The sequence below is a fragment of the Diaphorobacter ruginosibacter genome (genome assembly GCF_014395975.1).
Lineage (GTDB): Bacteria > Pseudomonadota > Gammaproteobacteria > Burkholderiales > Burkholderiaceae_C > Diaphorobacter_A > Diaphorobacter_A ruginosibacter.
In genome coordinates, this window is sequence record NZ_CP060714.1 from 3,371,657 (window position 1) to 3,384,461 (window position 12,805).

7 protein-coding genes are annotated in these 12,805 nt (G+C 63.6%); 3 read left to right on the plus strand and 4 right to left on the minus strand.

All coding sequences use genetic code 11. The features are described 5' to 3' along the window. Positions 1 to 18 precede the first annotated feature (18 nt). Together H9K76_RS15350 and H9K76_RS15355 are read right to left on the minus strand one after the other, a co-directional pair. On the minus strand, positions 19 to 3,891 hold the full coding sequence (locus H9K76_RS15350) for an ExeM/NucH family extracellular endonuclease (protein ID WP_187596234.1): 3,873 nt from the start codon (positions 3,889 to 3,891) through the stop codon (positions 19 to 21). Positions 3,892 to 4,104: 213 nt separating this feature from the next. Beyond that, positions 4,105 to 4,947, minus strand: a complete 843-nt coding sequence (locus tag H9K76_RS15355) for a MetQ/NlpA family ABC transporter substrate-binding protein (RefSeq protein WP_187596235.1) — start codon at positions 4,945 to 4,947, stop codon at positions 4,105 to 4,107. 194 nt (positions 4,948 to 5,141) lie between these two features. On the opposite strand from H9K76_RS15355, the gene H9K76_RS15360 reads away from it, so the two are divergent. The 3 genes from H9K76_RS15360 (at position 5,142) to H9K76_RS15370 (ending at position 8,136) form a co-directional block, all read left to right on the plus strand. Further along, positions 5,142 to 5,585 (plus strand): helix-turn-helix domain-containing protein, encoded by a 444-nt coding sequence (locus H9K76_RS15360; protein WP_187596236.1) that lies wholly within the window; start codon positions 5,142 to 5,144, stop codon positions 5,583 to 5,585. A 131-nt stretch (positions 5,586 to 5,716) separates the two neighbouring features. After that, positions 5,717 to 6,742: a P1 family peptidase gene (locus tag H9K76_RS15365; protein WP_187596237.1), complete on the plus strand. Its 1,026-nt coding sequence runs from the start codon at positions 5,717 to 5,719 to the stop codon at positions 6,740 to 6,742. A 14-nt stretch (positions 6,743 to 6,756) separates the two neighbouring features. Further along, complete coding sequence (locus tag H9K76_RS15370) at positions 6,757 to 8,136, plus strand: TAXI family TRAP transporter solute-binding subunit (RefSeq protein ID WP_187600667.1); 1,380 nt, start codon at positions 6,757 to 6,759, stop codon at positions 8,134 to 8,136. 46 nt (positions 8,137 to 8,182) lie between these two features. On the opposite strand, the gene H9K76_RS15375 is transcribed toward H9K76_RS15370, so the two are convergent. Both H9K76_RS15375 and ettA read right to left on the minus strand, forming a co-directional pair. After that, the gene (locus tag H9K76_RS15375) at positions 8,183 to 10,768 is read right to left on the minus strand and encodes a DUF1631 family protein (RefSeq protein WP_187596238.1); all 2,586 of its coding nucleotides are present in this window, start codon (positions 10,766 to 10,768) and stop codon (positions 8,183 to 8,185) included. A 245-nt stretch (positions 10,769 to 11,013) separates the two neighbouring features. Then, positions 11,014 to 12,675, minus strand: coding sequence for an energy-dependent translational throttle protein EttA (gene ettA, locus H9K76_RS15380; RefSeq protein WP_187596239.1), 1,662 nt, complete (start codon positions 12,673 to 12,675; stop codon positions 11,014 to 11,016). Between the last annotated feature and the right edge of the window lie 130 nt (positions 12,676 to 12,805).

Consider the following 12,805-nt stretch of genomic DNA (forward strand, 5'->3'; position numbering starts at 1 on the left):
TTCGCGCGGGTGACTGAATCACCGGTGCTTGCGCGAGAAGCGCTGCACCAGCGGCGCGAACGGCAAGAACGACAGTGCCAGCATCAACAGGCCCCAGGCGTTGAGCGCAGGCACGGCAACCGTGTCGGCCGGAGTCGTCGGAGTCGTGGCCTTTGGCAGCACCAATGCCGTCGGGTCGGCAATGTTGCCATTCTCGACCAGGTCATCGTCTCCCAGCCCACCATCCTTCAGCGCAAAGGTCACCACGTTGCCTGCCACCGTCGCGGGGATCCGGTACCAGTGCTTGTTGCCATTGTCCGCTGTACGCCCCCATTTCCAATACTCGGTGCCCTTGGGCAGCGCATCCGCGTAAGTCATCTTCACCGTCAGCGTGCCGCCCTTGTCGCAACCCGTTGCATTCAGGGTCAGCAGGCCATGCGGCAAGGTCGCGCCATCGCTGGGCATGGCCGTCACACCGACGCTGGCCGGCGTCACATACTGCGGTGGGGATGCGAGCTGGCAGCCTGCGCCGGACAACTCGCCCTTGACGTTCACATTCGCCACTGGACTCAGGCTGAAATCCGTTCCATGGCCGTTCGTCGGCGCGGCGGCAACGGTGAACGCATAGTTCGCAACGACCGCCGGGTGCGTGCCGTCACTGAGACTCAAGCCCACGCTGGCGGTACCTTCCGCGGCAGCCGTGAACGTGGATGCGGCGAGCTGAGTTCCGATCTGCGCAGCCGTGCCGCTGAGCTGGATTCCAGGCTGTCCGGCATCCGCGTCCGTCAGCCCTTGCACACTGCCGTTGGTCGTGGTGACGGTGAGTGCCAGCGCATCCTCGTCGGCATCCTCGAGCGTGATGCCGGCAAGGCTGACAGGCTTTCCTGCGGTGATCTGCGTTGCGGCGTCGGGCACGCCATGAATTACAGGGGGATGATTGACGGGCAAGGCGCCCAAGTTCAGACCCAACACGATCGGATTGTGGTCGCTGGAGCGGTAGGCTGTGGCGGCGTAATAGCTCTGGACCTGCTCAGGCGTCTTGTACTCTGTGTTGTAGTCCAGCACCGTGGGCTCCTCGGCGTTGATGGCCCACTTCACGGCCTTGCCGACCTTGGATTGCAGCGCGGGGCTCACGAAAATGTGGTCCAGCGAACCCCAGAGCCCCTTGAACGAATACGAGTAGCCCTGCGTGACCTTCTTGAAGCCGTTGGACTCAAGGTAGGTGACCGGGTCTTCCTTCGCATAGGCGTTGAAGTCGCCGACCAGGATCACATTGGCCGTTTCCGCCCCCGTGGGCTGGGTTGCAAGCCATTCCTTGAGCTGCGTGGCCGTCTTCACCCGCGCCGGGTTGTTGTTGCCCTGCCCGTCCTGCTTGTCAGCGTTGCCGCCGGTTGCGAGCAGGCTGCCCTTGGACTTGAAATGGTTCACCACGAAGGTGAACTGCTCTTCGCCAGCCGGTGTGTTCGCGGAGAAGGTCTGGGCGACCGGCACGCGCGCACCGCCCCCATTGGGCGTGAACGCATCGTAGGTCGCTACATCCGGCGCGGCCGCCTGCCCCACCGGCTTGACCCGGTCGCTGCGATAGACGATGGCCACGGTGATCGCGTCCGTGCCGGCACCAGCGACCGTGGAACCCGCAGCCTGCTTGAATGGCGCCTTGACATAGTCGTAGACCGCACCTGCCGGCCTGTCCGCGCTGGCGTTCATCGCATCCACCAGCAGCTTGAGCGCGCTATCGTTGCCAAAGCCGTTGTTCTGCACCTCCATGAGACCGTAGACATCGGCATCCAGCCCGATCAGGTTCGCCACCACCTTGGTCTTCTGGCGCTCCAGTTCGGCGGTATTGTTGGCGCCACGGATGCCGATGGAATTGCCCAGCGGCGTCGTGAAGACATCCTTGGTGTTCGTGCTGGTGTCACCCACCTTGCTGAAGAAGTTGAGCACATTGGCGGATGCGACCTTCACGTTGGCGGCTCCCACGGCATTCTTCAGATCGGCTGCCGTCGGACGCTCGCCACCCTTGAAGTCGAGAGGCTGGGTTGGCTGCACCCGGTAGCTAGTCTGATAGGCCTCCGGCGGTGCCTTGTCGTTGTAGAACTGGTCCAGCACACCGACAACAGCGTCTACCGCGTCCCCTGCCCGCAGCGTGTTGCCGGCCGAGAGCGGTTGCCCGTTGCGCCCGCGAACGCTTGCAGGGTTCTGCTTGCCGCTGGTGTCATCGAGAATGATCTGGCTGCGCTGGGTGGACGTCACGTATTCGGTAAAGCCCTCAACGCCGGGCAGGCTCACATCCGTGAATTGCGGAAGGACCGCATCGGGCGACAACGTGACATCCCCATAGCGCCCCAGGGTGTAGTTGTCGGACACCACCAGCTTGCCGCCCGCGTTGGCAGAGCTCACCTTCACCAGCATGCCCTCGTAGCGCTCCCACAGCGCCATGTCGCTGATCGGCAGCGTGAGCAAAGCAGGCTGCGGCACCACGCCCGCGCCTTGCACCTGAAAATCCGTGATGTTCTTCAACTGGGTCTGCTGGTTGTACTCATCAACGGTCCCGGTCAGCTGCACGCGCTTGCCCACGCTGCCGGCATCCACGCCAGGATTGGCTCCCGCCGCCGTGCCGTAATACACGAACAGGCCCTCGGACGTCGCAGGGTCGCTGTCATAGTGGGCTTCTTCCTCCTGCACATAGAAGCCATTCATTTCGGGCAGGTAGGCCGTCACCACGGCATTGATGGTGACCGGCTGGCCTTTGAGTGGCGATGCCGCACCGCTGCCCTGGATGTCGTGAATGCGGGTGACCGCCGACTGGGCTCCGGTAGTGAAGTTCAGAGCCAGGGCTACGCCATCCCAGTGATTGCCCGAGAGGTCCTGGACCGGGGTGCCAACCGCCACGACGCTGTATGCGGTGTTCGGCTCGAGCTGGATCCCGGGACTGATCGTCGCGCTGCTCCCGTTGAAACCGACCTTGCTGGAATCGGTTGCGCTGAAAGCGGCAACGGTTGTGCTTCCCTTGCGCAACTCGAAACTGCCACCACCGGGCCTGACGGGCTCGTTGAACTGCAAGGTGATGCTGCTGCTCAAACCAACACCGGTTGCATTGTTGGCAGGATTGCTTGTCTGCAAGGCCGGCGGCGTCGTGTCATCGCCTGTGGTGACGATCGAGACGTCGTCAATCGCCATGCCGTGGCTGGCGCCCGCACTGATACGCGTCTGTACCCAGCGCAGCCAAAGCGTCTGCCCCGCGGCCCACTGGAGGCCGCGCAGGTCACCGCCTCGGTTGGATGCAAGGCCTGCGCTATTGCCGTCCAGGGGGCCTGCCGTGGTGTTAGCGCCCCGGGCCGTCCAATCGAAGGCATCGCCCGCGACCTTCCAGGATGCAATGCCTTCGAAACTGTCACCGACGGCATATTCGAGCGTCATGGCCTGGGGATTGGTGTTTCCGCCATTGCGCCACATTTCGCCGTTGTACTTGATCGTCAGCGCATCGATGGTACTGGCCGTGCCATTCTTCAAGGCAAGCGCCATCCAGCCCGCCACTTCATTATTGGCCGGACTGCCGAAATACGTGCCGCTGGACACCAGGACGCCCAGAGCCCGTTCGGATGCTCCAGATGTCCCAAAGCTGTAGAAGCTGCCGTTGTTGTCGCTGCCGGTACCGGCGCGGTACTGTGTGATCGCGGTTTTCGTCTTGTTGAACAGAAACCAGCCGGGCAACGTGCTGTCGTTGGACCAAGCCAGTGCAGATCCAGAACCTGGCAGCGTATCGAAGTTCTGCGTGTAGGCGCCAGTGAACGGCGTGGCGGCCAGGCCTGCCGAGGTGTAGGCAAGGCATAGCAACAGGCCGCCGCGCAAGGCGTGCCGGTGGGCGCGGGTGGAGAGGGTACGGTGGAAGTTGGAAGAATCGTTGGACATGAGAGCAACTTGGATGAAGTGCCTCACCCTCCCTCGGGTGAGATGCCGCGATTCTTCAGAGGCTGCGTGACGGAGTAATGACCAAGCGATGGCAAAAGCGGCTGCAATAGCTGTCATCCATGTCATCCCGTCCGAAAACACCTCGCTCCAGAAAAAAGAAGGCCGCACAAGGCGGCCTCAAGTCCCACTGTCTCAATCCTCTGGATCAACGACTCACTGAAGAAAAACAGGCTTGGCGTAGCCTGCGAACTTCGCGTCCACCACGGTCTTGAAGTCTGCCGAGTGGAATGCCGCCGCAAGGTCCTTGGCCCACTGGGAGTCCTTGTCCTTGGTCTTCACGGCGACGATGTTCAGGTAATGGTCGGGTGTCTTCTCCAGCACCACGGCGTCCTGCAGCTTCAGGCCCGAGGAAATCGCGAAGTTGCCGTTGATGATGGCGAACTGCACGTCGTCGAGCGAACGGGGGAGTTGCGCCGCGTCGAGTGGCACGAACTTGAGCTTCTGCGGGTTCTCGGCGATGTCGAGCTCCGACACGCGCAAGGGGTTCACGTTGCTCTTGAGCTTGATGAGCCCTGCCTGCTGCACCAGCAGCAATGCGCGCGCAAGGTTGCTTGCATCATTGGGAATGGCAATGCGGTCGCCAGCCTTGGCCTCGGCAAACGACTTGCGCGACTTGGAATACAGCCCCATTGGAGCAATCGGGCCTTGCGTCAACGCCACCAGGTCCAGCTTGCGATCGCCCTTGAACTGATTGAAGTACACCTCATGCTGGAAGAAGTTGGCGTCGAGCGAACCGTCGGCCAGCGCAAGATTGGGCTGCACGTAGTCGTTGAACTCGACCAGCTTGACCTTGTAGCCCTTCTTCTGCAGCAGCGGCACGATGCCGGCCTGCAGCTGGTCGATGTTGGAGCCGGCGGTCCCGCCAATAATGATCTGCTTCTTGCCGGCATCCTGGGCCTGGGCTGCGGCCGTCAAGCCAAACGAGGCAGCAGAAATGGCCGCCACGCAGGCAGCGGCGGACAACAAGGAGCGGCGGGTGGTGTGAAGCAATGACATATTGTGATCTCCGGCTGCAAGCAAGCACGTTTTTGTTGATTGAATGGCGGGCTTGGGCGATATTTGACAGCCCTAACCCAATGCAGCGTAGTATCGACAGACTTGCTAAGATTTCAAACGAATTAAAATCTTGATGCTTATTCGTTTTGAATATGTCAATCCGCGTTGCGGAATTCCATGCCTCCCTTAGACGTATGCCCAATATCGCATCCATCCTCAAAGCTGAAATCACCCGCGTCGCCCGCAAGGAAGTGCGCGCCGAAATCGAAGCGCTTCGCAAGGCCAGCGCCTCGCAGCGCATGGCACTCGCGGCGCTCAAGCGCGAAGTGACGGAGCTGCGCAAGGAGCTGCGGGACGCGCAGAAACCGCAGCGCGCAGCGGCCGTCGATCTGAATGCGCCCATCGATGGCGAGGTGCAGCGCCGCTTCAGCCCTGCGCGCCTGGCCGCCCACCGCCAGAAGCTGGGTCTGTCGGCCGCAGAATACGGAACCCTGGTGGGCCTCTCCAGCCAGACCATCTACAACTACGAACAGGGCAAGGGCCGCCCGCCCGCAGAGATGGTGACCAAGCTCTCCCGCCTGAAGGAACTGAGCAAGACCGAGATCCAGGCCCTGCTGAGCAACGCCAACGCCAAGTAAGCGGCCACGCCAAGTCTGCAGCCCATGGCGGTCCCCTGGCAGCCGCCCGTGACAACTGCTTTCATGCCGATGACCGGGCGCGCCCGTCGCAGCCGCAGGCAAGCCGCGCATGCGCTGATAATGTGCGCGCTATGAACCACAGTTCCGCACCAGTTGCCCACGCCTCCCGGGGCGCCATCACAGACGTCGCCGGCATCGAGGTCGGCCACCACACGGATCAGCGGCGCCCCACGGGCTGCACGGTCGTCATCGCGCGGGACGGCGCGGTGGCCGGTGTGGATGTCAGGGGGGCTGCGCCAGGAACACGCGAGACCGACCTGCTCGACCCCTCCAATCTGGTTCAGCAGGTGCATGCCATCCTGCTCGCCGGCGGCAGCGCATTCGGCCTCGAAGCTGCCACCGGTGCGGTGCGCTGGCTGGAGGAGCAAGGCATAGGCCTTGATGTGGGCGTGGGCCGCATTCCCCTGGTACCGTCCGCCGTGCTCTTCGACCTGACCGTGGGCAACATGCAGATCCGGCCCGATGCGGCGGCCGGCTACGCAGCCTGTGCGGCAGCCTCGCGCAATCCGCCACCGCAGGGCAATGTCGGTGCCGGCGCCGGTGCCGTGGTCGGCAAGATGTTCGGACTTGCCAACGCAATGAAGGCCGGTATCGGAAGCGCATCGGTTCGCGTCGGCGGAGTGACGGTGGGTGCCCTCATCGCCTGCAACGCCGTGGGTGATGTGATCAGCCCGGACAACGCACAGCCGCTCGCAGGGGCACGCACCGATGATGGCCGTGGCCTGCGTGACACGCAGCGCTCGCTGCTTGCAGGGGTGGCACCCCGCCCCTTGTTGGCCGGCGTCAACACCACGATCGGCGTGATCGCCACCGATGCGGCGATCACCAAGGTGCAGGCCCATCGGCTGGCAGTGGTCGGCCATGACGGTCTTGCCCGCAGCATCAACCCGGTGCACACCATGAGCGATGGCGACACGCTGTTCGCGCTGGGCACCGGCCTCGCGGGCGAAGGCCCCGGCATGCTGGTACTGGCGGCCATGGCGGCAGAAGCCGTTGCGCGGGCCACCGAACAGGCCGTACTCAGCGCGCGCTCGATCACATTGGACAACGGCATCGTTCTGCCCGGCCTGGCCGACTGGAGCCCCGCACACCCATGAAATCCGTCCGTCAGATGTCGCACAGCGTGCGCAACCTGCTGCTGTCCATTCGCGACCTGCTCGTGTCCGCCGGCCCCCTGGCCTTTCTTGGCGTGGCGCTGGTGATCGGAGCCTACTGGTGGCTCAAGCCCACGCCTCCCAAAAGTGTGATCCTGGCGACCGGTCCGGGGCAGAGCGCCTATGAGGAGTTCGGCAAGCGCTACCAGGACGCGCTGGCCGCCGAGGGCATCAAGGTCACGCTCACCCATAGCGAAGGCTCCGCCGCCAATCTGCAATTGCTGCGCGACGGGAAGGTGGATCTCGCGTTCGTGCAGGGCGGAACGGCCGAGCTGCGCCCCGAGGATCGCGACGACCTGATCTCGCTCGGCAGCCTGTTCGTCGAGCCGATCTGGCTGTTCTACCGGGCAGACTCCGCCAAGCACCTCACCCGCCGTGACCGGCTCGATGGCCTGCACCAATTGCGCGGCATGAAGGTGAATGTCGGCTCGCCCGGCAGCGGCCTGCCCCGGCTGATGGAAAAGCTGCTTGACGCCAACCACATCGGCACCGACGAACTCACGCTCACGCAGGAGCACCAGACACCCGCGACGGTGGCCTTTCTCAATGGCGAACTGGACGCCATCGTGTTCGCCTCGGCTCCCGAGTCCCTGATGGTGCAGATGCTGCTGCAGACACCCGGCATCCAGCTCATGAGCTTCGCGCAGAACGAGGCCTACAGCCGCCGTTTCCCCTTTCTCACGCCCGTGACACTGCCGCGCGGCGTGGTCGACCTGGCCCGGAACATTCCATCGCGCGACATACGGCTCGTGGCATCCACCACATCGCTGCTGGCGCGCGAGGACACGCACCCCGCGCTGCTCACGCTGTTCGCGCAGAATGCGCTGCGGATCCACGGCTCGGCAGGCTGGTTCAACCGCGCACGCGAATTTCCCAGCACACTGCATGCCGAGCTGCCGATCGCCAAGGAGGCCGACCGCGCCATCAACGAACCCACGCCCGTGATGCAGCGCTACCTGCCCTTCTGGATCGCCAACCTGATCGAGCGCATGTGGCTGATCCTGGGTATCCTGATCGCCTTCATGCTGCCGCTCTCGCGTATTGTTCCGCCGCTCTATCAGTTCCGCGTGCGCTCGCGTGTGTTCCGCTGGTACGGCAAGCTGCGCGAGATCGAGGACGAATTCGAGCTCGGTGAAAGCGACAGCGCCCAGTTGCTCGAACAGCTCGATCGCATCGAGTCCCAGGTGGAAAAGATCAGCGTGCCGCTCTCCTATGCCGACGAGCTCTACGCGCTGCGCAACCATATCCAGATGGTACGCCGCAAGCTGAACCGCGCACCAGGAACGGTGCAGGGGACAGCGTCCCCGACAGACACGAAGGCAGCCGCACCCACCTGACGGCCATGGCCGTGATCATGGCCGCGTATGCCTTGCCGAGGCTGCTTCAGTGGGTACGGCTGTCGGGGCCGTTCGAACTGGAGCGGAATCCGGAGCGAGGATGCCTCTCTGCCTGCACGGCACCCAGGGCGCGGGCCACCACACGCTGGTCATCGATGCGGCGCACATGGCCTTCCGCGTAGAGCTTGTCGAGCATGCGGCGTGTCATCGACTGTGTGCTGGCATCGATCGCCGTGAACAGGAACAAGGTGTTGTGCGGGCTCACCCAGGTGAGCTGCGTACGCACCGTGCGATTGTTGGTCGTGAGCTCGATCCACTGCCCCAGTTCGAACAGGTTGGCGACATGCAGCGCCGACGTGGCCGTGGCGGGCGCCCCCACGGATTCGATCGGTGCCGCAGCGGACTCCACGGCCGCTGGCAACGCGGGCGTTTCCGCTTCGGCGGCCACCTGAGGCACAGCCCGTACAACAGGCGCATCCTGCACAACCATGGGCAAGACTGCCGGCATGGAGACCAGGGGAGCGTCGTCCAGATCGCTCAGGTCGAGGTCCAGCGCAGCATGCACCGTGACGGAATCCGCAGAAGGCATGCGGTCCTCCGGCTCATGCGATACCTCTTCTGCCTGCACCTCGGGCTTCGGCTCGGCCATGGCGGCACACTTGGCCAGTTGCACCTGCAGGCCTGCAATGCGCTTGAGCACCCGGACGATTTCGTCGTCTGCATGGCCAGCATTGCGCAATCCATCGCGGATGGTGGCGAACAGGCCTTCCATGAGGGGCAGCATGCGCTTGGCATCTGCCGGTGAATGCTCCGGCAGAGAGCACCACAGCAGTTGCGGCACAACCGCCAGATAGGTGTTCGGGTCGGGCGCATCCACGGCGCCGTTCTCCTCTGCCAGGATCTGCGCCTGCGCGGCGATCCGGGCCCATGCGCCGGTCACGAAATCGAGAATGTCCTGGGGTGCCCCGGAGGCTTCCGGCAGCACACGGAACTGCTGCGCGATGCGCGCCGCCAGCAGCTCGCGGCGCTCGGCCTGCTCGAGCGCATTCTGTTCGGCATCCTGGTGCTTGCGCAATTGATGCACCTGCGTGTTCCAGGCGCTCTCAAGGGCGTCGGACACATGTTCGAAGGCCTTGGCATCATGCACCGGCACCGTGGACAGGTGCTGCACCGCCGCGTTCACCAGCTGGATGTACTTGCGAAACCCCCGTGAGTCCTCCGCCTTGAAGCTCAGGCTGCGCTGGGTGAGGCCGTCGAGGAGCCGCCTTGCGGGGTGCTGCTCGTTCGAGAAGAAGCTGGGATCGTTGCGCACCAACTGCTTGAGCGCGGGCTCCAGGTTCTGCACGGCACGCTGCACCGGCGCGAGCAGGCGCGAGTCCTGCGAAATGTGCTCCATCATGCGGCTGAGCACTTCCGTGGCCGAGCGCGAGGACATGTCGCCGAAGTTGGACAACTGCGCCGGCACCGACATGCCCTGCCACTGGGTCGGCATGGAAGCCATCGCACCATGGCCATGATGATGGACCGGCACCCCATGCGGCATGCCAGGCATACCCGCCATGCCCGTGGGAGCCACATTGCCCGCCAGTCGGCCCACCAGGCGTTCGAGCTGCGCGAAATCCTCCATGGCCTCGGCCGTCTGCGTCGAAGTGAACGCAGGCATGCCGCCCTGCATGCTGCTTGCGCCCATCGGCATCATGGGCGGCAGGGATGAACGCGGATTCATTGCCGCACCCAGGCCCATGCTGGCCATGTCGAACGCATAGGGATCCCCGCCAGCGGCCAGCATCTGGCGCAGGATGCCGACGGTGAGCATCGCCTCCTGCGGGTCCGCTGCCGCTGCTGCACCGGGCACATGCCTGAAAGGCTGGGCTCCAGAGCCTGGCAAGGGGGATGCGGCAAATTCGGTGTGCCCATGGCCGTGGTCCGTGCCTGCGGCACCATGCCGCAGGCCTCGCGATGCGCCGGGTATCGCCGCCACGTGGTAGCCCACGGGACGGATGCCGTGCTCCTTCAGGCTCTTGGTGATCTGCTGATAGGTCGTGATGAGCTCGGCCCCCAGCAATTCGCGCATGTGCCCCATCCAGAGCTGGCGGATCTCCGGGCCCACGCCGCTCTCGTCCACGACACGCTGCAGGCCGCGAATGTAGTTCTCGGGCCGCAGCGGATTGCGCTCGGGCTGTACGTTGCTCAGACCCTGGGCCGAGCTGACATAGGTATTGAGCTCCGAGAGCGCCGCATCGGTGGCGTGGCTGGCGATCTGCTGTGCACGCGCGAGCTCCACCTGCGCCATGACCGCGTTGTCGTCCACCAGCGACAGCTCGCCGAAATCCAGGCCGGTATCGATCGCTGCGCGCGACCTGGACTGGGGCTCGGACGATGCGCCTTCGCCGAAGATCTCCAGCAGCGCGATTGGATAGTTCTTGACCAGCGCCGGCTCATGCTGGTCCAGCGCCCGCAGCGCATCGTTCAGATGCATCCGCTCATGGATACCACCCGCGCGCTGCTCCGCCTCGGCCAGTTCCGAGCGTGTGCTGCGGATCAATTGCCCCATCAACGCCTCGCCGTCCTTGACGGCGTTGACGATGCAAGCGCGAAAAACCGCAGTGAGCTGAGGTGCGGGCAAGGGCATGGACGGGAAAAGGCTAAGCAGATGTAAATAGTTATGTACGAATGCTACTACCGCATCATGTCTTCAGCGTCGGTTTTACCCCTCAAAACGACGCTCCAGCGACCATTCCCCGATCATTTTTATTTATTGAAAAAGCACGATCGGTTACTTTTATAAAAAGTCCGATAAAAAACCGGGCCCACCCCTCGCGGGATGGCCCGGTTTTCCGGCGGCAGGGGGTGCCTGGAGCTCCCCCGCACCTGTGCTTACTTCAGTGCCTTGTAGCGCACGCGCTTGGGTGCGGCGCCCTCCTCGCCCAGGCGCTTCTTCTTGTCGGCTTCGTATTCCTGATAGTTGCCATCGAAGAACACCCACTGCGAATCGCCTTCGGCAGCCAGGATATGCGTGGCGATACGGTCCAGGAACCAGCGGTCATGGGAAATCACCATCACCGTGCCCGCATACTCGAGCAGCGCGTCTTCCAGCGCACGCAGGGTTTCGACGTCCAGGTCGTTCGACGGCTCGTCGAGCAGCAGCACGTTGCCGCCCTGGATCAGCGTCTTGGCCAGGTGCAGGCGACCACGCTCACCACCGGAGAGGTTGCCGACCTTCTTCTGCTGGTCCTGGCCGTTGAAGTTGAAGCGGCCCGCATAGGCGCGCGAGGCCATCTGGAACTTGCCCACGTTGATGATGTCGAGGCCGCCGGAGATGTCCTCCCACACGGTCTTGTCATCGGACAGCGCATCGCGCGACTGGTCCACGTAGGCCATCTTCACGGTCTGGCCGATCACGACCTTGCCAGAATCGGGCTGCTCCCGGCCGGCGATCAGCTTGAACAGCGTGGACTTGCCGGCGCCGTTCGGGCCGATGATGCCGACGATCGCGCCGGCCGGAATGTTCATCGACAGGTTGTCGATCAGCACGCGGTCGCCGAAGGACTTGGAGACGTTGTGGAACTCGATGACCTGTGCGCCCAGGCGCTCCGCCACAGGAATGAAGATTTCCTGTGTTTCGTTGCGCTGCTGGTATTCGTAGTCGCTCAGTTCCTCGAAACGGGCAATACGCGCCTTGGACTTGGCCTGGCGGCCCTTGGCATTCTGGCGCACCCATTCCAGTTCCTTCTTCAGGGCCTTGGCGCGTGCTTCCTCGCCCTTCTGTTCGGCCTCCAGGCGGTTGCCCTTCTGGATCAGCCACTCGGAATAGTTGCCCTTGTAGGGAATGCCATGGCCGCGGTCGAGTTCGAGAATCCACTCTGCGGCGTTGTCCAGGAAGTAGCGATCGTGGGTGATCGCCACCACGGTGCCACTGAAACGGTGCAGGAACTGCTCCAGCCAGTCCACGGATTCAGCATCCAAGTGGTTGGTGGGTTCGTCGAGCAGCAGCATGTCGGGCTTGGACAGCAGCAGCTTGCACAGCGCCACGCGGCGCTTCTCGCCACCGGAGAGCTTGCCGACGACGGCATCCCACGCGGGCAGGCGCAGCGCGTCGGCGGCGATTTCGAGCTGGTGCTCGGAATCGGTGCCGGCGGCGGCAATGATCGCCTCGAGCTGACCTTGCTCGGCGGCCAGCGCATCGAAGTCAGCGTCTTCCTCTGCGTAGGCGGCATACACCTCTTCCAGGCGCGCCTTGGCGTTGTTCACCTCGGCCATCGCCTCTTCCACGGCCTGGCGCACGGTGTGCTCGGGGTTGAGCTGCGGCTCCTGGGGCAGGTAGCCGATCGACAGGCCCGGCATCGGGATGGCCTCGCCCTCGATTTCCTTGTCGATGCCGGCCATGATCTTCAGCAGCGAAGACTTGCCAGAACCGTTCAGACCCAGAACGCCGATCTTGGCTCCCGGGAAGAAGCTGAGGGAGATGTCCTTCAAGATCTGTCGCTTGGGCGGCACAGTCTTGGTGACATGATTCATCGAAAAAACGTATTGAGCCATGAATTATTTGTACAGAAGTCAGAAAAAAAGCGCCATAATTTCGCGCGTAGCCCCGGATTATCGGTCCATGCGACAATATCCGTAGCCGAAGGTACCAGTTTGCCTGACGCATCAGCACCACAGCTGGGGA

Excerpts from the sequence above, each read along its gene's own strand:
- H9K76_RS15350 (WP_187596234.1), bottom strand. The coding sequence starts at position 3,891 with ATGTCCAACGATTCTTCCAACTTCCACCGTACCCTCTCCACCCGCGCC.
- H9K76_RS15355 (WP_187596235.1), bottom strand. The coding sequence starts at position 4,947 with ATGTCATTGCTTCACACCACCCGCCGCTCCTTGTTGTCCGCCGCTGCC.
- H9K76_RS15360 (WP_187596236.1), top strand. The coding sequence starts at position 5,142 with ATGCCCAATATCGCATCCATCCTCAAAGCTGAAATCACCCGCGTCGCC.
- H9K76_RS15365 (WP_187596237.1), top strand. The coding sequence starts at position 5,717 with ATGAACCACAGTTCCGCACCAGTTGCCCACGCCTCCCGGGGCGCCATC.
- H9K76_RS15370 (WP_187600667.1), top strand. The coding sequence starts at position 6,757 with ATGTCGCACAGCGTGCGCAACCTGCTGCTGTCCATTCGCGACCTGCTC.
- H9K76_RS15375 (WP_187596238.1), bottom strand. The coding sequence starts at position 10,768 with ATGCCCTTGCCCGCACCTCAGCTCACTGCGGTTTTTCGCGCTTGCATC.
- ettA (WP_187596239.1), bottom strand. The coding sequence starts at position 12,675 with ATGGCTCAATACGTTTTTTCGATGAATCATGTCACCAAGACTGTGCCG.